This window comes from Streptomyces sp. NPDC043896, from assembly GCF_056435605.1.
In genome coordinates this window covers 129139-150522 of the sequence record NZ_JBWKEE010000007.1, presented here as the reverse complement: position 1 = coordinate 150522, position 21384 = coordinate 129139, and the positions used below count along the sequence as shown (strand labels likewise).

The window sequence follows — 21384 nt, the reverse complement described above, 5'->3', positions numbered from 1 at the left end:
CCGTCAGAGCCCCTTGGTCTTGATGGTGATCGTGGAGCCCTCGGGGGCGCTCTGCCCGGCGGGTACCGACTGGGTCTCCACCGTGCTGCTGAAGGAGAGGAACGGACGGTCCACCTTCACCTTGAAGCCCAGGGCCTCCAGGGCCTTGCGGGCCACGTCCACGTCCTGGCCGGTGACCGCGGGAACCGGGACCTGACGGGGCCCCTTGGACAGGGTCAGCGTGACCGTGTCACCCGCCGCGGCCTGGCTGCCCGCGGCGGCCGACTGGTTGGCGACCGTACCGGCGGGCGAGGGGGAATTCACCTGCTCGGGCGCCGTCGCCACCTTCAGGCCGACGGCCTCCAGCGCTGCCCGTGCCTGCTCGGCCGGCTGTCCGGTGACGTTCGGGACCTGCACTGGACGGCCCTTGCTGACGAGGAGCGCGACCGCCGTGTCGGGGGCCCGCTTCTGGCCGCCCGCCGGGTCGGTGCTGATCACCGAGCCCTGCGCCACGTCCTGGCTGAAGGCGTGCGTGACGATGCCGGGCGCCAGCCCCGCCTTCGTCAGCTCCGCCTGCGCCTCCTCCAGCGGCCTGCCCTTCAGGTCGGGCACGCTGACCACCTCGGGGCCGCGCGAGACGGTGAGGACCACCGCCCCGTTGCCCCGGATCTGCTTGCCGCCGCCGGGGCTCGTCTCCATCACCGTGCCCCGGTCGAAGGCCTCGCTGAACTTCCGCTCGACCTTCTTGACGCCGAGACCTGCGGCCGAGAGATCGTCGCGGGCCTGGGCCTCGGTCTTGCCGAGGAGGTTGGGCACCTTCGTGAACTGGCCGGAGTTGATGTACCAGACCCCGCCGCCGACACCCAGGACGAGCAGCACCGCGGCGATGACCAGGAGCACCCCCCGCTGCGGCGCCCGCCGCGCCGGAGCCGCAGGCTGCTGCGCGGCGGCCGGCGGACGCTCCAGCCGCGAGGTGTGGTGCACGGGCCGGCTCTGCCCGACCGGCCGCGGGATCACGCTGGTGCGGTCCTCGGTGGCGGACCGCTCCTGCGCCCGCGCCTGCGGCGGTACGACGTCCAGCTCGGCCTCGCTCAGCCCCGCCCGGGCCTCCCGGACCAGCCCGAGCAGCGCGGCGGCGTCGTACGGGCGCAGCTCGGGGCTGCGGGCGGCGGCGTGCGCCACCAGCCCGTCGAGGGCGACGGGCAGGCCCGGCACGGCGGCCGACGGGGGCGGGACGTCCTCGTTGAGGTGCTGGTACAGCACCTGGGCGGGGGTTCCGCCCGTGTGCGGCTTGGAACCGGTGAGCATCTCGTACAGGACGACACCACAGGCGTAGACGTCCGCGCGGGTGTCGGTGACCCCGTCCTCGATCTGCTCGGGAGCGAGGTAGGAGACCGTGCCGAGGACGGAGCCGGTGGTGCTGGTGGCGGCGTCCACGGAGCGGACCAGACCGAAGTCGGCGACCTTGACGCTGCCGTCGTCGCCGATCAGGACGTTCTCGGGCTTCATGTCCCGGTGCACGAAACCGGCACGGTGCGCGGTGCCGAGGGCGGCGAGGACCGGTTCGAGGATGTCCAGCGCGGCCCGGGGCTGGAGCGCACCGCGCTCGCGCAGGACGTCGCGCAGGGTGCAGCCGGACACGTACTCCATGGCGAGGTACGTGTACGGCCCGTCGGTGCCCTGGTCGAAGACGGCGACGACGTTCGGGTGCGCGAGGCGCGCCACGGACTTCGCCTCACGGATGAACCGGTCGACGAAGGCGGCATCGGCCGCCAGGTCCGGGTGCATGACCTTCAGCGCCAGGACCCGGTCGAGGCGGGTGTCGACGGCCCGGTAGACCGTGGCCATGCCGCCGGCCGCGATACGGGCGTCGACACGGTAGCGGCCATCGAGCACGCGCCCGACGAGGGGGTCATCCAGGGTCGTATCCACCCGGCGATTCTACGAGCCGGTGACTTTGAGCCGTTCGGGGTGTCCACGCTTGCAGCGCAGCCGTGACATGAGGGGGCGGGGCGGGGGGTACGGGGCTTGCGGCGCGGGCCCGCTATCACCCCCGCGAGGGGGTGGGGCGGGTCGGTGTTTGCCCACCCGCCCCCGGGTGCGGGTGGGTGGGATGGAAGCCGGACCCCCTTGGGCCGTCTCAGAGAGGTGCTGGGGGTTTCCCGTCAGTCCCATCGTCCTTCCGGTTCGTGCCGGCCTGTCAAGGGCGCTCACTGCGTTCGCGTCACTTCGTGATCGCCTTCGGCGACCCTTGACAGCCCGACCCGCCCCGGAAAGCCGAAAGACTGCCGGGAAACCCCCAAAAGAACGGTCACGGGGCAAAAGCAGGAGGGACGGGCCTGTCATGGACGAGACGAGAGGCCGGGGGCCGGCCCGCCGGGCAGCCGGGCCCTTCGAGCCCCGGTCCAGGGCCGGGGGCCCGGCTACCTGCAGAAAAGGTTGATCAGAGCGACCTGCGGCCCACCCGGACGCAGCAGATCGCTACGCGCTCCTCCCGGCTTGGCGTCCGGCGACCGTCCGGGGCTGATACCCGCAGTAGAGGACGAACAGAGCAGCGCGGGAAGCACATGGACGCGACAGATCGCTACACGCTTCTCTGATCTCGGCGACCGACCGCCAGGGGTGAATCCATAAGTTGCTCAAGGGCTGAGAAGGCAGCTGATGAAGCCGGCGCGGATGAGGGACTCGTATGCGGCGAGGACATCGGCAGGTACGTCCTGGGCGATGGCGAAGCCCTGCTTCGGATACTCGATCACTCGTTGCAGGTCGCCGACCATCATGTTGATTACGGATTCCTCGTCGCCCATGCCTTTGCAGTAAGCATCGAACGGCAATGGGTCGGAAGCGCAGACCACTTCGACCTCGGGCCACTGCTCGCGGCACGTGGCGAAGGCACGTCGCTCCATGTACGGCATGCTGATCAGCAGCACGGAACGGGGTTGGACTCCGGCGGCGGCGAGCGCCTCACGGGCGAACGCGATGTTCTGCCCGGTGTTGGCGGCCTTGGGCTCCAGCAGCATCGCGTGGGCGGGGACGCCGAGTGCGAGGGCGTTTTCTTGGAAGTGCACGGCTTCGCCACGTGGGAAAACGTTGCTGGTGGCCGCGCTGTTGCCACCCGTGAACACGAGGGTGGGGAAAAGCCCGGACTGGTACAGGTCGGCCGCGTAGGTGCTGACGCCGAGATCGTTGCAGCCCAGCGCAATGGCCGCGTCGCATGGGCGGAGTTCGTGGCGCATGTGGTGGTAGTCCCAGATCAACTGTGCGGCCTGCCGCTGATCCTCGGTGATTTCCTGCGGTCGTCCGTCTGCCACTACCTGCTCCCTGGTCGCTGGTGTAGGGGTTTGAAGGCTCCCTCGCACGTCCGTCTGATGGCCTCGATGCTACGTAGTTGATGACCTAGGTCGGATTGCGCGGCGATCAGCGCGGCTTCGTCAAGAAGGCGGAGCCCGTCGTCACGGGTGGCTGGATCGGTGCGCAAGATGTGGGCTTGAGCGGTGGTGAGCTGTACCCGTTGCATTGGGGACCGCACGCTGCCCGTGCTACAGGCGATGTCCAGGAACCGGAAAGCGGCAGTGAGGTCTCCCGCGTCGCGGCGGGCGAGGGCAAGTTTCTGGTGCGCGACCGACCAGTCGTCGGGTTCGGCGAGGTCCTCGAAGTCACGAGTCGCGGCCGTCATGACACGCGTCGCGTAGTCGTGCTCACCGTCCTTGCTCAGGGCGGTTCCCACCCACAAGCGGGCACTCGCGCGATCGCGAGGCGAAAGCCGGTCGTCGACAGCGAGGCTGTCGTAGGCGCGAGCAGCGCTTTCCAGCTTGCCGGACATCTCCATCACGACCGCGAGAGACAGATCCAGCTGGGCCACACGGCGGGGGATGCCGAGGTGCGTGAAGACGGCGCGCGCACTGGCATAGGAGTGCTGGGCGGACAGCAGTCCGACGAGAGTTCCGCGGTATCGCGTGAGGTCGCCGAGCAAGGCGGACGATCGGGCGTGCAGATACAAACCCTTCTCGTCCAGCTCGGAGGTGTTGAAGCGGCCCACCCACCGGCTGAGCAGGCTGTCGGCAAACGTGAAGTTCTGCTGGGAGAGGGCCACCACGACCCGGTCCAGGTCGTCGGCCCAGGATTCGTACTCCCAGGCCAGTGGAGCTGCGGGTGTCACCCGCCCCAGCGTGGGGCGTCCGGCTTCGGACAGGAAGGTGTCGAACCGTAGGTGAGCGGCCGTGTTCGCACGGGCCAGAGCTGTGTCGAGGATTGCCTGGGTGTCCGGGCGGGGCGCGGTTGACGCCTGGAGCTTCTCCCACTTGGAGATGGTCCGCACGCTGACGCCGAGGTGCTCGGCAAATGCCCGGATGCTCAGCCGCAGCGCGAGCCGGAGTGCCTTGGCCTCCAGCCCGGTCCAGTGGTGCACGGTCGCCACACGCCGCTCCCTTCTCACCGTCATCGAACCACGCCAGAGCGAGGAGGGGGACACAAGTGCAGCGGAAGTGCAACAAATGGTCATTCCCGCGTGACTGGTGCGAGTCCAGGCTCATGAGGTGACACCACTCACCTCTCGAGGAGCCGCCCCGTGACCGACCGCATCGTGCACAGCTGTGTCTGCGAGCTGCCCAAGACCCCAAACGCGCCCGCCGAGAGGCGGGTTGCCACGTTCGAACCCAGTACGGAGCTGCTCGACCGAGCTCAGGCGGGCTGGGAGCACTTCCTCAGCACTTTCGAAGGAGCCTCCGGTGACTGAACGCTACGAGTACGTTCCCCACCGGCTGCTACAGCGCCGTGTCCGCGACATCGCTTCTGGTGCCGAGGGGGTGCTGATGGCCGTCATCAACGAGAACGTCTCGGATTCCGTCGCCTGCGAACGCTGGGTGGAGCTCGCCTACATCCGCAACGCATCCGGACGCGAATTCACCACCGCCGTCGATAACATCCAGCCCGCCTATGGCGGGCCTCAACGCTCGAAGGCATCTGGTACGCCTCGCTGAGGCATGAGAAGGAGACAGACGTGGCTCACGACCTGTCCGCAGTGGCGCACTTCCTCCCACGCCGTACGGGCTGGTGGATGACTGGTGTCAACCATCCCGAGAGCGTGGCCGAGCCCTCCTGCTGAGCTCGGGACGCCGACAAGCTGGAGTGCATGCTCCAAGGAACCGAATACAAGGCCCAGGGCTACGCGAACGAACAACGCTGGATCGACACCAGCCGTAGCCGACTGGCCATCGAAACCGCCAGCGCCTTTCCGACGAACTCCTCGCCCAAGGAACCCTGGACCGGCTCCGCACAGCCATGGGCGAACAGCCCTGACCCCCGCCTCGGTCTGATCAACCCCAGGCGGCGGTCGGTCGCCGAGATCAGAGGAGCGTGTAGCGATCTGCCGCGCCTGCCGCTGCCGGAGGAGCTCCTGTTCGTCCTCCAGTGCGGGTATCGGCCCCGGACGGTCGCCGGACGCCAAGCCGGGAGGAGCGCGTAGCGATCTGCTGCGCCTGGGTGGTCCGCAGGTCGCTCTGATCAACCTTTTCTGCGGGTAGCCGGGCCCCCGGCCCTGGACCGGGGCTCGAAGGGCCCGGCTGCCCGGCGGGCCGGCCCCGGCCTCTCGTCTCGTCCATGACAGGCCCGTCCCTCCTGCCTTTGCCCCGTGACCGTTCTTTTGGGGGTTTCCCGGCAGTCTTTCGGCTTTCCGGGGCGGGTCGGGCTGTCAAGGGTCGCCGAAGGCGATCACGAAGTGACGCGACCGAAGGGAGCGCCCTTGACAGGCCGGCACGACACGGAAGGACGATGGGACTGACGGGAAGCCCCCAGCACCTCCCTGAGACGGCCCCAGGGGGTACGGCTCCCATCCCACCCACCCGCACCCGGGGGCGGGTGGGCAAACACCGACCCGCCCCCACCCCCTCGCGGGGGTGATAGCGGGCCCGCGCCGCAAGCCCCGTACCCCCCGCCCCCCTCAGAACGCCGGGCGTTCCGGGTCCAGGGTTGCGCGGCCTTCCGTCGGGGACGAGGCTTCGGCGAAGCGGCGTTGGGGGATGCGGCCCGCGCGGTGGGCCAGGCGGCCGGCCGAGACGGCGTCGCGCATGGCCGCCGCCATCAGGACCGGCTGTTGTGCGCGGGTCACCGCCGAGGCCAGCATCACCGCCGCGCAGCCCAGTTCCATCGCCAGGGCGACGTCGGAGGCCGTCCCGGCCCCGGCGTCGAGGATCACCGGGACCCCGGCGCGTTCCACGATCAGCTCGAAGTTGTGCGGGTTGCGGATGCCCATGCCGGAGCCGATCGGGGAGCCCAGCGGCATGATCGCCGCGCAGCCCACGTCCTCCAGCTTCCGGGCGAGGACGGGGTCGTCGTTGGTGTACGGGAGGACCGTGAAGCCCTCGTCGACCAGGACCTCGGCGGCGTCCAGCAGCTCGACGCCGTCCGGCAGCAGGGTGCGCTCGTCCGCGACGACCTCCAGCTTGATCCAGTCGGTGCCGAGCGCCTCCCGTGCGAGCCGCGCCGTGAGCACGGCCTCGCCGGCGGTGAAGCAGCCCGCCGTGTTGGGGAGGACGGCGATGTCCAGCTTGGACAGGACGGACAGGACGGAGCCCTGCACGGTGGGGTCCAGGCGGCGCATGGCGACCGTGGTCAGCTCGGTGCCGGAGGCGCTCAGGGCGCGTTCCAGGACGTCCAGGCTCGGCGCCCCGCCGGTGCCCATGATCAGTCGGGAGGAGAAGGTGCGGCCGCCCAGGGTGAAGACGTCGTCAGCCATGTGCTCAGCCTCCCTGGACCGCGGTGAGGATCTCGATCCGGTCGCCCTCGTCGACCGGTGTGGCCGGCCACTGCCCGCGCGGGACGACGGTCTCGTTGAGGGCGGCGGCCACGCCGGAGGGGGCGGTGGTGAGGGTGGCGACCACCGCGTCGAGGGTGGTGCCGGCCGCGATCTCGCGCGGCTCGCCGTTGACGGAGATGGTCATGCGAACGACTCCTGACGCGTGGTGGAGAAGCGGCGGGGGGTGAAGGGGCGGGCGATCTCCGGCATGGTGCCGGTGGTCAGCAGGTCCGCCATCACGTCGCCGGTGAGCGGGGTCAGCAGCACCCCGTTGCGGTAGTGGCCGGTGGCCAGGTGCAGGCCGGGGAGGTCGGTGGGGCCGAGCAGCGGCGCGTTGTCGGGGGAACCGGGGCGCAGTCCCGCCCGGGTTTCGACGAGCGGCAGCTCGGTGATGCCGGGGACGAGTTCGTGGGCGTCGCGCAGCAGCTCGTACACCCCTCCGGCGGTGACCGTGGTGTCCCAGCCGAGTTCCTCGCTGGTGGCGCCGATGACGAGCTCGCCGTTCTCGCGCGGCACCAGGTAGACGTGGCTGCCGCGTACGACGGCCCGTACGGTCCGGGACAGGAACGGGGCGTACGCCGGCGGTACGGCCAGGCGCAGCACCTGCCCCTTCACCGGCCGTACGGGCGGCAGCACCTCGTCCGGTACGCCGGCCAGCCGGCCGCTGAGCGAGCCCGCGGCCAGTACGACCTGGTCGGCGCGCAGCTCGGTGCCGTCGTCGAGCAGGGCCCCGGCGGCCCGGTCGGCGGTGACGAGCAGTCGCTGCGCGCGGGCGCGGTGGATGACCACGCCCGCCCGCTCGCAGGCGGCCAGCAGGGCGTCGGCGAGCCGGCGGGGGTCGACCTGGTGGTCGCCGTCGACGCGGAGCCCGCCGCGGACCCCGGGGGCCAGCATCGGTTCCAGGCGGCGGCACTCGCGGCCGGTGAGCCATTCGGACTCCAGGCCGCAGCGGCGCTGGAGGGCGTGGAGTTCCCGCAGGTGGAGGCGGTCGTCGGCGTCGAGGGCGACGGCGAGGGTGCCGCAGGCGCGGTAGCCGAGGTCCATGCCGCCGCTGGCTTCGGTGAGCTCGGCGGCGAACTCGGGGTAGCGGGCGGCGGAGGCGAGGTTGAGGCCGAGCAGGGTCTCCTCGCCGTAGTGGAGCTCGGTGACGGCGGCGAGCATGCCGGCGGCGACGCGGGCGGCGCCTCCGCCGGGGTCCGGGTCGGCCAGGGTGGCGGTGAGCCCGCGGCGGGCCGCGCGCCAGGCCGTGACCAGGCCGATGACGCCGCCCCCGATGACGAGGACGTCGGATCCCTTGTCGGATCCCTTCCGAGATGAGTGCATGGGCGTCCAGCCCCTCCCTTCGCCGGCATGACCCGGATCAGGTTCGTACGGTCGGAGGCCGGCCAGCCTCCCTCTCAGCCCGGTGCGCCCGGACTCCCGCGATAGGTACGGTGGCCAGACTAACCCCGGGCCGGGAGCCCGGTAAGGCTGCCTCCCCGCTGCCGGCCTGCCGATCTTTCCGCCCACTGTTCCTGACGGGGTGTCAGCTCACTAGGCTGGGCCGCGTGAGCGAGCAGACGGAACAGACGGATCAGCAGACGGAACAGACGAGCCCCGGCGTCGTGATCGTGGGCGCCGGGATGGCGGGCGTGCAGACCGCCGTGGCCCTGCGGGAACAGGGCTACGAGGGCCCCGTGACCCTGCTGGGAGCCGAACCCCACCAGCCCTACGACCGGCCCCCGCTGTCCAAGGCGGTCCTGCTCGGCAAGGCCGAGGACTCGGCGTTCGAGGTGGACTTCGAGGGCCTGCGCATCGACCTGCGCCTCGGCACCGAGGTCACCGGGCTGCGGGCCGGCGCCCGCGAGGTCGACACCGAGGCCGGACCGGTCCCGTACGAGGTCCTCGTGCTGGCCACCGGAGCCCTCCCGCTGACCCTCCCCGGCACCGAGGGCGTCCGGGGCGTGCACCTGCTGCGCACCCTCGACGACGCCGCCCGGCTGCGCCCGGTCCTGGCCGCCGCCCCCGAGACCGTCGTGGTCGGGGCCGGCTGGATCGGCGCCGAGTTCGCCACCGCGGCCCGTGAGGCCGGCTGCGCGGTGACGGTGGTCGAGGCGGCCGACCGGGTGCTGGCGGGGGCCCTGCCGGCCGAGGTCGCCGAGCCGATGGCCCGGTGGTACGCCGAGGCCGGCGCCACCCTGCTCACCGGCGCGAAGGTCGCCGGGATCGAGGCGGGCCGGGTCCTGCTGGCGGACGGCCGCGAGCTGCCCGCCGGGGCCGTCGTCGTCGGCATCGGGGCCCGGCCCGCCACCGACTGGCTCGCCGGCACCGGGATCGAGCTCGGCGCCGACGGCTCCGTCACCGCGGACGCGTACCTGCGCACCTCGCTGCCTGGCGTGTACGCGGTCGGCGACTGCTCCTCCTTCCCCTCGGCCCGCTACGGGACGCGGCTGCTCGTCCACCACTGGGACAACGCCCTCCAGGGCCCCCGGGCCGTCGCCGCGAACATCCTGGCCGGGGAGCCCGTCCAGCCCTACGACCCCGTGCCGTACTTCTGGTCCGAGCAGTTCGGCCGCTTCGTCCAGTACGCGGGCCACCACGGCGGGGCCGACACCCTGGTGTGGCGCGGCGACCCGGCCGGTGCCGCCTGGTCGGTGTGCTGGCTGCGCGGGGGTGCCCTGGCCGCGGTCCTGGCCGTGGGCCGTCCCCGGGACCTGGCGCAGGGCCGCAAGCTGATCGAGACCGCCGCGCCGGTCGACCCGGCCAAGGTCGCGGACCCGGCCGTTCCGCTGAAGTCGGCCCTGGTCTGAGGCCTGCGGGGGGCCGGAGCGAGGGCCGCCGGACCCGGCCCCGGCCCCGGACGGACGGGGCCGGGTACCGGCCGCCCGTCCGAAGTGGCAGGCTTGTGCCCGTGACCGAGATTGACGCAAAGATCGATGCCCTCGTCCCCTCCTGGCTGTACCTCCCCGACATCGCGGAGATGCTCGACATCGAGGTGACGCGGGTCCGCCAGATGGTCAAGGAAGGGCAGCTGATCGCCGTACGCCGGGGTGAGAACCGCGCCCTGCAGGTTCCGGCCCAGTTCATCGACGGCGACAAGGTCGTCAAGGGCCTCGTCGGCCTGCTGACCGTCCTGCGGGACGACCGCTTCTCCGACGAGGAGATGCTGGAGTGGCTCTTCACCGAGGACCCCTCCCTGCCCGGCACCCCCGTGCAGGCGCTGCGGGAGAACCGCGGCACGGAGGTGAAGCGGCGCGCCCAGGCGCTCGCCCTGTGACCGGCTGACCCACGGATGCGGCGGGCCGGGTAACCTCGGCCCGCCCGCACACCGTCACCACCAGGGGGGTACTCCCATGCAGCAGCTGTCCGACGCCCGGCTCTACCTGTGCACGGACGCACGCAAGCGGCAGGGCGACCTCCCCGAGTTCCTCGACGCCGTCCTGGCGGGCGGCGTGGACATCGTCCAGCTCCGCGACAAGGGCATGGAGGCGGGCGAGGAACTCGAACACCTCCAGGTCTTCGCCGAGGCCGCCCGCCGCCACGGCAAGCTCCTCGCCGTCAACGACCGCGCCGACGTCGCGCACGCCATCGGCTCCGACGTCCTGCACCTCGGCCAGGGCGACATCCCCGTCCCCGCCGCCCGCGCCATCCTCGGCGACCGGGTCCTGATCGGCCGCTCCTGCCACGCAGCGTCCGAGGTGGACGCCGCGGCCGCCGAGCCCGGAGTGGACTACTTCTGCACGGGCCCCTGCTGGCCCACCCCCACCAAGCCCGGCCGTTACGCCCCCGGCCTCGGCCTCGTCCGGTACGCGGCCTCCCTCGCCCAGGACCGCCCGTGGTTCGCGATCGGCGGCATCGACGGGGGAAATCTGGACGAGGTCCTGGACGCCGGAGCCACCCGCGTCGTCGTCGTCCGGGCCATCACCGAGGCCTCCGACCCGGGTGCGGCGGCCGCCGAACTCGCCAAGAGGGTCCGCGCCCGGCTCACCTGACCGCGAAGGGGTGTCCAAAAAACTGTCCAGGGTGTGGACAGCGCTTCGGTGTCCGCCGGGCCGCGTCTAACCTGCCGGTATGGCCCTTGGCACCGCTTCCACCTGGTCGGACCGTGCACACACCGTCCGCGACCTCCTCGCGTCCGGAACCTCGTACTCCTTCGAGTTCTGGGCTCCCAAGACCGAGAAGGGCGAGCGCAACCTCTGGAACGCGCTCCGCCGGATCGAAGCGGTCTCCCCGAGCTTCGTCTCCGTCACGTACGGAGCCGGCGGCTCGACCCGGGGCGGCACCGTCCGCGCCACCCAGCAGATCGCCTCCGACACCACGCTGACGCCCGTCGCGCACCTGACCGCGGTGGACCACTCCGTCGCCGAGCTGCGCCACGTCATCGGCCAGTTCGCCGACGCCGGCATCCGCAACATGCTCGCGCTGCGCGGCGACCCGCCGGGCGACCCCATGGGCCCCTGGGTCAAGCACCCCGAGGGCGTGGACTACGCCGCCGACCTGGTGCGCCTGCTCAAGGAGTCCGGCGACTTCTGCGTCGGCGTCGCGGCCTTCCCCGAGATGCACCCCCGCTCGGAGGACTGGGACACGGACATCCGGCACTTCGTGGACAAGTGCCGCGCCGGAGCGGACTACGCCATCACCCAGATGTTCTTCGATCCCGAGAATTATCTGCGGCTGCGCGACAGCGTCGCGAAGGCGGGCTGTGAAACCCCGATCATCCCCGAGGTCATGCCTGTTGTGGGCATCAAGCAGCTCGACCGGCTCCCGCAACTGAGCACCGCGGTCTTCCCCGACGACGTCAAAGAGCGCATGCTCGCCGTCAAGGACGATCCGGCCGCTGTACGCTCCATTGGCATCGAGTTCGCCACGGAGTTCTGCGCGAGGCTGCTGTCCGAGGGTGTCCCGGGGCTGCACTTCATCACGCTGAACAACTCCACGGCGACCCTCGAAATCTACGAGAACCTGGGCCTGCACCAGCGGGCCTGACCGGCCGTCTCCACCTTCCCGCGCGGGCGGCCGTACCGAGAGGGGCCTTGCATGGGAATGACGGTCCTCTACATCGCGTTCGGCATCGTCGCGTTGTGGCTGCTTGCCGAGGTCCTGATGCAGTACAAGGCCCGGCTGCGCTGGCGCCTGCTCGCCTTCACCGGCTTCGTCGGGGTGGTGGCCGGGGTGATATTGCCGTCGGTGCTCGTGATCGCCGTCGGGGCGACCGCGTTCGCCGTGGGCCAGACCCTGGTCACGCTCTCCTTCCGGAAGGGCTTCGTCGCCGGCTGGGCCCTGCGCCGCGGCGGGCGCCCCGCACCGGAGGAGCCGCAGAGCAGACGCCGGCGCTCCGGGGGCGCACCGGTCCCGGAGCCCGCGCTGGAGGTCACCGGCCTGGAGTACGCCGACGGCGACCAGGACCCGGCCGGGGACACCGGCGCCCGGGCCGCGGTGTTCACCCCGCAGCCGCTGCCGGACGAGACCGGCACCTACGGGATACAGAGCTTCGCCCCCCAGCAGCCGCAGCCCCAGCAGCCGCCGCAGCAGCAGCCCGGTGCCACGGCCCCCTTCGCCTCGCCGTTCACCACGGCCGAGCAGGACGCCCACCAGTACGCGGCCTACTACGACCAGCAGCAGGGCCAGGGCGGCTACTACCCCGGGGGCGAGCAGCAGGTCTACGCCGCCTACTCGGACCCGTACATCGGCACCGGCGGCGAGGTCTCCCCGGCCCCGCCCTACGACGGCGCGGCCTACCAGCCCTACGCGGACCCCGCCCAGCAGCAGTACTCCATGGACACCCCGCCCGGCGGGGTCTGGGTCCCGCAGCAGCGCGCCACGGACGCCGCCGCGCAGCCCTACCCGGAGCAGGACCCGCAGCAGCAGCCGCAGGAGTACCCGTACCCGTACCCCGGCAACGGGGAGTACGGCGGCCAGTACCGCCACTGACGGGGACCCCCGGCCCGGCCCCGGCGGTCCGGGGCCCGGTCCGGCGGTCCGGGGCTCACTGCGAGCCCCGGAACCCCGCCCCTTCCACGATCAGGCCGGCCACCAGGGCCCCCGTCATCCCGGCGTGCGCGAGCCCGCCGCCGGGGTGCGCCCAGCCGCCCGCGAGGTACAGCCCGGGCAGCGCCGTCGTGTTCGACGGGTACAGCAGCCGCCCGCCGTCGCCCGGCAGCGCGGGCGCCGGCACCGAGCCGCCGCGCGCACCCGTGGCCGCCTCCACGTCCGCCGGGGTGCGCACCTTCTGCCACAGCAGCCGCTTGCGCAGCCCCGGGACGGCCCGTGCGGCCAGGTCCAGCAGCTTCTCCGGGTCCGGCACCGGCGCACCGCCCGCGGGGCCGCACACGGCGCTCACGGTGACCGCCTCGTGGTCCGCGTCCGGCCGGGTGGCCGGGTCGTCCGGGCGCAGCACCGTGACCAGCTGGACGCCCGCGGAGCCGGGGGAGTGCACCAGCGTGCGGTGGACGGCGTCCGCCGGGCGGGACCCGCTCAGGGCCAGCAGCAGGGTCAGCCGCCCGGGCACCTCCGCGCCCTGGGCCGGTACGCCGCCCCGCGGCCGGGGCACCGAGGCGCTCGGCAGCTGCCTCGGGTCGATGCCGCAGACGACGTGGTCGGCGGCGGCCTCGGTGCCGTCGGCCAGCCGCACCCCGGAGGCCTTGCCGTCCCGGGTCAGCACCGCGCGGACGGCGGCCCCGAAGACGAACTCCACCTTCCGCTCGCGGCAGCGCTCGTAGACGGCGGTGGCCAGCCCGCGCATGCCGCCCCGGACGTACCAGCTGCCGAAGGTCTGCTCCATGTACGGCAGCGCCGCCGCCGCGGCGGGCGCGGCGTCCGGGTCGAGCCCGTACGCCATGACCCGGCCGGCCAGCAGCTCCCCGAGCCCGCCGCCGAGCTCGCGCCGGGCCACCTCGGCCAGCGTCGGCGTGCGGCGGCGCAGCAGGCCGCTGCCGCGCAGCGCCGGGTAGGGGTCGTGGCCCAGCACCTGCCAGTCGGGGCGCAGGGGCTCCTCCAGCAGGGGGCGGCGGGTGGCGTCCCAGGTGTCGCGGGCCCGGCCCAGCAGGGCGTTCCAGCGCTCGCCCGCGCCCGCGCCGAAGGCCCCGTCGAGGGCGGCGGCGACCCCGCCCCGGGAGGCGCCGGGCAGGGTGACGGCGGCGCCGTCCAGGACGTGCCGGACGGCCGGGTCCAGCTGGACCATGTCGACGCAGTCCTCAAGGGGGCGCTTGCCGGTCTTCACGAAGAGGTCGCGGTAGACGGCGGGCAGGTGCAGCAGCCCCGGCCCGGTGTCGAAGGCGAAGCCGTCGCGCTCGTACCGGCCGACGGAGCCCCCGTAGGTGTCCCCGCGTTCGTACACCGTCACCTGGTGGCCTGCCACGGCCAGCCGGGCCGCCGTCGCCATCGCGCCCATCCCGGCGCCGATCACCGCAATTCTTGCCATGGCGCTGAGCCTATCGAGCGAGGTCAGCAGGTCAGCCGGGCGGTGCCCCGCCGACGGCCCGGGCGGCGGCCAGCCGCTTCTCCTCGCGCCGCTGGGCCCGCCGCCGCCGGAAGCGGCGGATCCGGCTCCAGAGGTAGACGATCAGGACCAGGCCGATGAGCAGGAGGACCGCGGCGATGACCGCGGCGGCCTGCGGGTTGAACATGGCGAAGGTGACGATGCCGCCCACGCCCAGGTCCTCGGCCGTGCTCAGGGCGATGTTGCTGAAGGGTTCGGGGGAGGTGTTCACCGCCATCCGGGTGCCGGCCTTGACGAAATGGCTGGCCAGCGCGGTGGAGCCGCCGACGGCTCCGGCGGCGAGGTCGGACAGCGAACCGCTCTGCCCCGCCAGGAGGGCGCCGACGACCGCGCCGGAGACGGGCCGGATCACCGTGTGGACGGTGTCCCAGAGGGAGTCCACGTACGGGATCTTGTCGGCCACGGCCTCGCACAGGAACAGCACGCCCGCGACGATCAGCACGTCGGTGCGCTGGAGCGATTCCGGGACCTCGTCGGACAGTCCGGTCGCGCCGAAGACGCCGAGCAGCAGGACCACGGCGTAGGCGTTGATCCCGCTGGCCCAGCCGCTGGTGAAGACCAGGGGGAGCACACTCATCTGATCAGCATGCCGCAGCGCGGGCGATCAGGTGCGAAGAAACGTCGAGGGACGGCCGCGGGCGTGCGGCCGTCCCTCGACGACGGAGTGTGTGCGGGGCCTACTGCCCCTGTTCGTCACGGCGGCGCTGCCACCGTTCCTCGATGCGGGTCATCATCGACCGACGCTGCCGGTTTCGGCCACGGGCCGAACCGCCTGCACTTCCGGAGACGGGCTGCTCGCCGGGCTTGGGTGCCTTGCGCCAACCGGTGACCACGAGGACCGTACAGGCCAGCATGACGAGGAATCCCACCACGCTGATCCAGAGCACTTCCTGCCAGATCACACCAGTCATGAGGAGCGCGATACCCACCACAATGCCTACGACTGCCTGGTAGACCCGTCGCCGGGTGTACGTGCGCAGTCCACTGCCCTCAAGCGCTGTCGCGAACTTGGGGTCTTCGGCGTACAGCGCTCGCTCCATCTGCTCGAGCATTCGCTGCTCGTGCTCCGAGAGCGGCACGGGAGTCCTCCTCATCCGTCGGTCGCGGGGGGTAGCGACCAGGGGTCCCCTTCAGGATAGGCGGGGAATCGCCCCCGTGATACCCGCCCTCTACGCCACATTCTGCAAACCACCGGCCTGGAGAGACGTCCGGACGGACGACGCCCCGGTGCCGGTGCCGAACGAACGGCAGCTTCGAACGTACCGTCGCCAAGGCGGCCATTGAGGCGCTTATTCCCCAATGAGCAGTCCGCCATGCCGACCGGTGCACCCGATCATACGGGTCGGCGCGCCGGAAGGGAGGGGATCCGCCGGAGCCCGTCCGAGCAAGCCCGCAGATCAGGCGGGCTTCTCGCCCAGGACGTGCAGTTGCGTGGCCACCGCGTGGAAGGCGGGCAGCTCGGCGGCGGCCTCCTCCAGACGCAGCAGCGCCTCGACCGCGCCGGGCTCGGTGTCCACGAGCACGCCGGGGACCAGATCGGCGAAGATCCGTACGCCGTGGACGGCGCCGACCTCCAGGCCGGCGTCGCTCACCAGGGCGCTCAGCTGCTCGGCGGTGAAGCGGCGCGGCACCGGGTCGCCGGAGCCCCAGCGCCCGGCCGGGTCGGTGAGGGCGGTGCGGGCCTCGGTGAAGTGCCCGGCGAGGGCCCGCGCCAGCACGGCCCCGCCGACGCCGGCGCCGAGCAGGCTCAGGACGCCGCCGGGGCGCAGGGCGGCGACGGCGTTGGCCACGCCCTCGGCCGGGTCGTCCACGTACTCCAGCACGCCGTGGCAGAGCACCGCGTCGTACGCGTCCCGCTCGACGACCTCCAGCAGGCCCTGGGCGTCGCCCTGGACCCCGCGCACCAGATCGGCGACCCCGGCCTCGGCGACCCGGCGCTCCAGTCCGAACAGCGCGTTCGGGCTGGGGTCGACCACGGTGACCCGGTGGCCCAGCCGGGCCACCGGCACGGCGAACTTTCCGGTGCCGCCGCCGGTGTCGAGCACCTCGAGCGACTCCCGCCCGGTCGCCTTCACCCGGCGGTCGAGGGCCTCCTTGAGGACCTCCCACACCACGGCTGTGCGGAGGGAGGCGCGGGGGCGGGAAGTGTCCGACACGGCTGATGGCTCCTCGGCGCGTAAGGGTGGGGCGGTGCGTGCCCCACCCTATTGCCTCGGCCGACCCGGCAGCTCATCCGGCGTTCGGACGCTCCGGGCGGGGCGGCGGCAGCGGCTGCGGCGAAGGCGCCACGGGCTGGAGCGCGAGCATCCGCTCCACCAGCCGCAGGAACATCCCCGCCTCCCGCACGAGGTCGTCCGCCTCCCGGACACTGGCCGCGTCGCGTATCCCCGCCTCGGCCCGGGCCCGGCGGCCGGCGCCCGAGGCGAACAGCGCGCTCCACTCGGTCAGCTCCGGCGCTATCTCCGGCAGGACCTCCCACGCGCTGCGGATCCGGGGCCGCCGCCGGGGGTTGACCGGCTCGGGCCGCCCGCGGGCGGCGAGCACGGCCGCGGCGGCGCGCAGCGCGGCCAGGTGGGCGGTGGCGTACCGCTCGTTGGGCCGGGGCAGCAGGGCCGCCTCGGCCAGGCCGCTGCGGGCCTTGGCGAGCAGGTCGAGGGCGGCCGGTGGTGCGGCCGACCTGCGCGGGACGGGGTGGACAGGGGACGGGGACGGTGTGGCCATGACGAACCTCCTGTCGTTGCGTGGTGCTCGGCGGTGCCGCTCGTGTTTCCGTTCGTGCGTCCATCGTGACGGCCCCCACTGACAATCGCGCTGACCTGCGGATTCGCCCGCTCGGTGGCCTCTCGGCGGTCTGTCGGGGGCCTCTCGGGGGGCTTGTCCGCGTGCCGTCGGGGGTGCGCCGAGGGCCTGTGGGGACCGGGCCGGAAGTCCGCTCGTGCACGTCCGGTGGTCCCGAACCTGCTAGCTTTTGAACTGACCGGTCAGTTCAAAAGGAGGGGGAGGGCGTGGACAGCCCGCACGGCGCCGCCGTCAAGGCCGAGGGCTTCGGACTCAAGGGCCCGCGCGGCTGGGTGTTCCGGGGGGTGGGGATCGACGCGGCCCCCGGTTCGCTCATCGCGATCGAGGGACCCTCCGGCAGCGGCCGCACCTGCCTCCTCCTCGCCCTCACCGGCCGGATGAAGGCCACCGAGGGCCACGCCGAGATCGGCCGCCACCGGCTGCCGAAGAAGATGGCCGCCGTCCGCCGGATCACCGCCCTCGGCCCGGTCCCCGGGGTCAACGACCTCGACCAGGCCCTCACCGTCGCCGAGCAGCTGCGCGAGGGGGCCATGCTCCAGCGGCGCTACGACGCCCCCCTGCGGACCCTGCTGCGCCCGCGCGGCGACCGCCGCGCGACCGCCCGGACCCGGATCGACCAGGCCCTGGCCGCCGTCGGACTGGACCTCGCCACCCTGCCCAAGGGCGAGCGGACCTCCGTACGCGACCTGGAGCGCCTGGAGGCCGTACGGCTGTCCCTGGCCATCGCCCTGCTGGGCGGGCCCCGGCTGCTGGCCCTCGACGACCTCGACATCAAGCTCTCCGACGCCGAACGCGTCGAGGCCTGGGCGTTGCTGCGCTCGCTCGCCGAGCGGGGGACGACCGTCCTCGCGGTGTGCAGCGAGGCCCCGCAGGGCGTGACGGTACTGCGTACCGGCGCCGCCGGGCCGGACGCCGCGGAGCCCGCGGAGCCTGCGGAAGCGGAACCCGGGACCGGTAGGCACACCGCGAAGGCCGCCGTCCGCCCGGCCGCCGCCCCCTCCGACGGTCCGAAGATCACCTGGGGCCTCCCCGCCGGTTCCGCCGGCGCGACCCCGGGCAACGACACGGACCCCGAAGACGGCGCGGAACCGGACGCCGAGCCGGTCGAGCCCGCCACGCAGGACGCGGAACCGGCCCCCGAGCCGGTCAGGCTCACCAAGGCGGCCCCCGCGACCGCCCCCGCCACGGGTGCCGACAGCGACAGCGGCACCGGCACCGACAAAGACGAAGACGAAGACGAAGACACGAAGGGGGCGGACGATGCGCTCGCCGAAACTGGCCGCGCTTGAGCTGAAGCGGTTCGGGCGGGGGAAGCTGCCCCGGGCCGCCCTCGTCGCGCTGCTCCTGCTGCCCCTGCTCTACGGGGCCCTGTACCTCTGGTCGTTCTGGGACCCGTACAGCCGCCTCGACAAGGTGCCCGTCGCCCTCGTCAACGCCGACCAGGGCACCACCGTGGACGGCAAGCGGCTCGACGCCGGCGCGGAGATCACCCGCAAGCTGCGCGACAGCAAGACCTTCGACTGGCGCGAGGTCGGCGCCGCCGAGGCGGCCAAGGGCCTGGAGGACGGGAAGTACTACCTCTCGCTCACCATGCCCGCCGACTTCAGCAAGCGGATCGCCTCCAGCGCCGGCGACGACCCCACCACCGGAGCCCTCCAGGTCCGCACCAACGACGCGAACAACTACGTCGTCGGCTCGATCTCCCGCTCCGTCTTCTCCGAGGTGCGCGCGGCGGCGTCCACCAACGCCTCCCGCGGCTTCCTCGACAAGATCTTCGTCTCCTTCTCCGACCTCCACGACAAGACCGCCGAGGCCGCCGACGGAGCCGACAAGCTCAAGGACGGCGCGGGCAAGGCCCAGCAGGGCGCGAAGGAACTCGCCGACGGCCTCGACACGGCCAAGGAGAAGTCCGGCGAGCTCACCGGCGGCCTGAAGAAGCTGAACGAGGCCGCCGGCAAGCTGGAGACGGGCTCCCGGCAGGTCGCCGAGGGCACCCAGAAGGTCGTCGACCTGGCCAACAGCGCCTCCGCCAAGGCCCGCCCCTTCGTCAAGGACCCCAAGAACCTCGCGGACACCGCCAAGCTGGTCGCCGACACCGCCAAGGTCGTCAACAACCACCTCGGCAAGGCCGCCGAGAAGGCCCCGGCCGCCGCCGCGGTCACCAAGCAGGTCTCGGCCCTCGCGGACTCCACCTACACCAAGTACTGCGTCAAGCCCGATCCCCAGCTGCCCGCCGGCTTCTGCGACACGCAGAAGAAGCTCAAGGACGGCGCGGCCGAGGCCGCCCTGCTCGCCGCCGACGCGAACACCGTCCTCGGCAACTCCAAGGGCGACATCACCAAGCTCCAGGGCCAGCTGACCGACCTGGAGAACAAGGCCCGCGAGCTCGCCGACAAGGCCCCCGGCCTCGCCGGCGACCTCGACGCCGCCGTCGCCAAGGCCAACGCCCTCAACGACGGCGCCCACAAGGTCGCCGCCGGCATGGTCGAGCTGCACAAGGGCATCGGCACCGCCACCGGCGGCTCCGGCAAGCTGGGCGAGGGCGTCGGCAAGCTCGGCGACGGCGCCCAGCAGCTCAACGGCGGCATGTTCAAGCTGGTCGACGGCAGCGGGCAGCTCGCCGGCGGCCTGCACGACGGCGTCGGCAAGATCCCGGACTACGACCAGCGGCAGCGCGACGCCCGTACGCAGGTCATGGCCGACCCGGTCCAGCTCGCCAACCAGTCCCTGCACAAGGCGCCCAACTACGGCACCGGCTTCGCCCCGTACTTCATCCCGCTGTCCCTCTGGGTCGGCGCGATGGTCGCGTACATGCTGATCGCCCCCATGAACAAGCGGGCCCTGGCCGCGGGCTCCTCGCCCTGGCGGATCGCCCTCGCGGGCTGGCTGCCCGTGGTCGGCCTCGGCGCCGCGCAGGTGGGCGCGCTGATGTCCGTACTCCGCTGGGCCCCGGACCTCGGCCTGAAGATGGCCTACCCGGCCCTCACGATCGGGTTCCTGTTCCTCGTCACCGGCTGCTTCGCGGCGATCATCCAGTGGCTGAACGCCAAGTTCGGCGCGGCCGGGCGCATCCTGGTCCTCGCCGTCCTGATGCTCCAGCTGACCTCGGCGGGCGGCACGTACCCCGTTCAGACCAGCCCGGAGTTCTTCAACGACATCCACCCGTACCTGCCGATGTCGTACATCGTCGAGAGCCTGCGCCGCCTCATCACCGGCGGCGACCTCACCCCGGTGTGGCAGGGCTGCGCCGTCCTGGTGGCCTTCACCGCGGGCGCCCTGGCCCTCACCGCCCTCGCCGCGCGCGGCAAGCAGGTGTGGACCATGGACCGACTGCACCCGGAACTGAGCCTGTAAGGGGCTGTTGACCTGTGAGAATCAGCGCCATGGAAAGCAGCAGCACCACCGCCGGCGGGGCCAGGCGGCAGGCAACGCGCCAGAAGCTGTACGAGGCGGCCGTCACGCTCATCGCCGAACAGGGCTTCTCCGCGACCACGGTCGACGAGATCGCCGAGCGGGCCGGAGTGGCCAAGGGCACCGTCTACTACAACTTCGCCAGCAAGACGGAGCTCTTCGAGGAGCTGCTGCGGCACGGGGTCGGTCTGCTGACCGCCTCGCTGCGGGCGGCGGCCGACGAGACCGAGGCGCGCGGCGGCAGCCGGATCGAGGCCCTCGACGGGATGATCCGCGCGGGCCTGGTCTTCATCGACCGGTACCCCGCCTTCACCCAGCTGTACGTCGCCGAACTCTGGCGCACCAACCGCGCCTGGCAGTCCACCCTGATGGTGGTGCGGGGCGAGGCGGTCGCGGTCGTCGAATCGGTGCTGCGGGAGGGCGTGGAACGGGGCGAACTCAGCGCGGAGATCGATGTGCCGCTGACGGCGGCCGCGCTGGTCGGGATGGTGCTGGTGGCCGCGCTCGACTGGCAGGCCTTCCAGAGCGAGCGGTCCCTGGACGACGTCCACTCGGCGCTGTCGCTGCTGCTGCGGGGGCGGGTGAGCGGGAACCGGTGACCCCCGGTCGGCGGTGCCGTCGGTGGGGCGCGGGGGCGTAGAACTGAGTATCCGTACCTAGGCGCACGGATGAGTACCTGTACGGATGGCTCCGACCTGCGCGAACAGCAGACTGGGGGCGGGGGAAGAACGGGCCGGCCCGCACCGCGGACACGGGGCCGCGGAGCGGGCCGGCTACTTGCCAGGGGGAACAGAACGCCGGTGGGGGGGGGGGGGGGGGGGGGGGAGAGGGGGGGGGGGGGGGGGGGGGGCGGGGGGGGGGGGAACACACGGGGGGAGCGGTCTTTTGGCTGGTTGGGTGTTTTGGGGGTGGGGGGGGGTGTCCC

At 72.6% G+C, this 21384-nt stretch carries 21 protein-coding genes, 1 pseudogene and 1 riboswitch; of the genes and pseudogenes, 11 read left to right on the top strand and 11 right to left on the bottom strand.

The genetic code is table 11. The annotated features are described in order from the left end of the window. Nucleotides 1–3: 3 nt before the first annotated feature. The 3 genes from pknB to AC069X_RS12510 form a co-directional block, all read right to left on the bottom strand. Nucleotides 4–1911: a Stk1 family PASTA domain-containing Ser/Thr kinase gene (gene pknB / locus AC069X_RS12520; protein WP_478727837.1), complete on the bottom strand. Its 1908-nt coding sequence runs from the start codon at nucleotides 1909–1911 to the stop codon at nucleotides 4–6. A gap of 707 nt (nucleotides 1912–2618) precedes the next feature. Then, entirely contained in the window at nucleotides 2619–3290 is a 672-nt protein-coding gene (locus AC069X_RS12515; protein ID WP_478727835.1) for a YdcF family protein, read from the bottom strand. Next, entirely contained in the window at nucleotides 3290–4396 is a 1107-nt protein-coding gene (locus AC069X_RS12510) for a helix-turn-helix domain-containing protein (RefSeq protein ID WP_478727833.1), read from the bottom strand. Before AC069X_RS12510 ends, AC069X_RS12515 begins: the two co-directional genes overlap by 1 nt. Before the next feature lie 150 nt (nucleotides 4397–4546). Here AC069X_RS12510 and AC069X_RS12505 point away from each other — a divergent pair, with 150 nt between their 5' ends. From AC069X_RS12505 to AC069X_RS12495, 3 genes and pseudogenes are all read left to right on the top strand, one after another. After that, nucleotides 4547–4714 carry a hypothetical protein gene (locus tag AC069X_RS12505; protein WP_478727831.1) on the top strand — a complete coding sequence of 56 codons (168 nt, stop codon included), beginning with the start codon at nucleotides 4547–4549 and terminating at the stop codon, nucleotides 4712–4714. Next, complete coding sequence (locus AC069X_RS12500) at nucleotides 4707–4958, top strand: hypothetical protein (RefSeq protein WP_478727829.1); 252 nt, start codon at nucleotides 4707–4709, stop codon at nucleotides 4956–4958. The genes AC069X_RS12505 and AC069X_RS12500 overlap by 8 nt, the downstream gene beginning before the upstream one ends. A gap of 125 nt (nucleotides 4959–5083) precedes the next feature. Continuing rightward, nucleotides 5084–5277 (top strand): annotated as a pseudogene (locus AC069X_RS12495) (HD domain-containing protein); the annotation flags it as partial. Nucleotides 5278–5917: 640 nt separating this feature from the next. On the opposite strand, the gene AC069X_RS12490 reads toward AC069X_RS12495, so the two are convergent. The 3 genes from AC069X_RS12490 to thiO form a co-directional block, all read right to left on the bottom strand. Then, nucleotides 5918–6712, bottom strand: coding sequence for a thiazole synthase (locus tag AC069X_RS12490; RefSeq protein ID WP_478727827.1), 795 nt, complete (start codon nucleotides 6710–6712; stop codon nucleotides 5918–5920). Nucleotides 6713–6716: 4 nt separating this feature from the next. Beyond that, nucleotides 6717–6917, bottom strand: coding sequence for a sulfur carrier protein ThiS (gene thiS / locus AC069X_RS12485; protein WP_125816826.1), 201 nt, complete (start codon nucleotides 6915–6917; stop codon nucleotides 6717–6719). Further along, on the bottom strand, nucleotides 6914–8095 hold the full coding sequence (gene thiO / locus AC069X_RS12480; protein ID WP_478727825.1) for a glycine oxidase ThiO: 1182 nt from the start codon (nucleotides 8093–8095) through the stop codon (nucleotides 6914–6916). The genes thiS and thiO overlap by 4 nt, the downstream gene beginning before the upstream one ends. Beyond that, nucleotides 8093–8205: riboswitch (TPP riboswitch) on the bottom strand. It overlaps the preceding gene by 3 nt. Nucleotides 8206–8319: 114 nt before the next feature. Here thiO and AC069X_RS12475 point away from each other — a divergent pair. The 5 genes from AC069X_RS12475 to AC069X_RS12455 all read left to right on the top strand — a co-directional run bounded on the left by AC069X_RS12475 (nucleotide 8320) and on the right by AC069X_RS12455 (nucleotide 12682). Continuing rightward, a complete protein-coding gene (locus AC069X_RS12475) occupies nucleotides 8320–9561 on the top strand; it encodes an NAD(P)/FAD-dependent oxidoreductase (RefSeq protein WP_478727823.1) in 1242 nt (413 codons plus the stop codon). Nucleotides 9562–9662: 101 nt separating this feature from the next. Beyond that, complete coding sequence (locus tag AC069X_RS12470) at nucleotides 9663–10028, top strand: Rv2175c family DNA-binding protein (RefSeq protein ID WP_042803199.1); 366 nt, start codon at nucleotides 9663–9665, stop codon at nucleotides 10026–10028. Between the two features lie 76 nt (nucleotides 10029–10104). Continuing rightward, a complete protein-coding gene (gene thiE / locus AC069X_RS12465) occupies nucleotides 10105–10743 on the top strand; it encodes a thiamine phosphate synthase (protein WP_478727820.1) in 639 nt (212 codons plus the stop codon). Nucleotides 10744–10822: 79 nt separating this feature from the next. Then, nucleotides 10823–11737, top strand: a complete 915-nt coding sequence (metF, locus tag AC069X_RS12460) for a methylenetetrahydrofolate reductase [NAD(P)H] (RefSeq protein ID WP_478727818.1) — start codon at nucleotides 10823–10825, stop codon at nucleotides 11735–11737. Nucleotides 11738–11788: 51 nt separating this feature from the next. Then, the gene (locus AC069X_RS12455; RefSeq protein ID WP_478727816.1) at nucleotides 11789–12682 is read left to right on the top strand and encodes a hypothetical protein; all 894 of its coding nucleotides are present in this window, start codon (nucleotides 11789–11791) and stop codon (nucleotides 12680–12682) included. A 55-nt stretch (nucleotides 12683–12737) separates the two neighbouring features. Here AC069X_RS12455 and AC069X_RS12450 read toward each other — a convergent pair whose 3' ends face one another. From AC069X_RS12450 to AC069X_RS12430, 5 genes are all read right to left on the bottom strand, one after another. After that, entirely contained in the window at nucleotides 12738–14171 is a 1434-nt protein-coding gene (locus tag AC069X_RS12450; protein WP_478727814.1) for a phytoene desaturase family protein, read from the bottom strand. 31 nt (nucleotides 14172–14202) lie between these two features. Further along, nucleotides 14203–14826, bottom strand: coding sequence for a DUF4126 domain-containing protein (locus tag AC069X_RS12445; protein ID WP_478727812.1), 624 nt, complete (start codon nucleotides 14824–14826; stop codon nucleotides 14203–14205). A gap of 100 nt (nucleotides 14827–14926) precedes the next feature. Beyond that, nucleotides 14927–15328, bottom strand: coding sequence for a DUF3040 domain-containing protein (locus tag AC069X_RS12440; protein WP_401252724.1), 402 nt, complete (start codon nucleotides 15326–15328; stop codon nucleotides 14927–14929). Nucleotides 15329–15646: 318 nt separating this feature from the next. Continuing rightward, complete coding sequence (locus tag AC069X_RS12435) at nucleotides 15647–16405, bottom strand: methyltransferase (protein WP_478727810.1); 759 nt, start codon at nucleotides 16403–16405, stop codon at nucleotides 15647–15649. A 73-nt stretch (nucleotides 16406–16478) separates the two neighbouring features. Then, a complete protein-coding gene (locus tag AC069X_RS12430) occupies nucleotides 16479–16970 on the bottom strand; it encodes an SAV_6107 family HEPN domain-containing protein (RefSeq protein ID WP_478727808.1) in 492 nt (163 codons plus the stop codon). 284 nt (nucleotides 16971–17254) lie between these two features. On the opposite strand from AC069X_RS12430, the gene AC069X_RS12425 reads away from it, so the two are divergent. The 3 genes from AC069X_RS12425 to AC069X_RS12415 are packed head-to-tail and all read left to right on the top strand — an operon-like array spanning nucleotide 17255 to nucleotide 21058. Beyond that, complete coding sequence (locus AC069X_RS12425; protein WP_478727806.1) at nucleotides 17255–18337, top strand: ABC transporter ATP-binding protein; 1083 nt, start codon at nucleotides 17255–17257, stop codon at nucleotides 18335–18337. Continuing rightward, nucleotides 18309–20402, top strand: a complete 2094-nt coding sequence (locus tag AC069X_RS12420; RefSeq protein ID WP_478727804.1) for a YhgE/Pip family protein — start codon at nucleotides 18309–18311, stop codon at nucleotides 20400–20402. Before AC069X_RS12425 ends, AC069X_RS12420 begins: the two co-directional genes overlap by 29 nt. A gap of 29 nt (nucleotides 20403–20431) precedes the next feature. Continuing rightward, nucleotides 20432–21058 (top strand): TetR/AcrR family transcriptional regulator, encoded by a 627-nt coding sequence (locus AC069X_RS12415; protein WP_478727803.1) that lies wholly within the window; start codon nucleotides 20432–20434, stop codon nucleotides 21056–21058. Nucleotides 21059–21384: the final 326 nt, after the last annotated feature.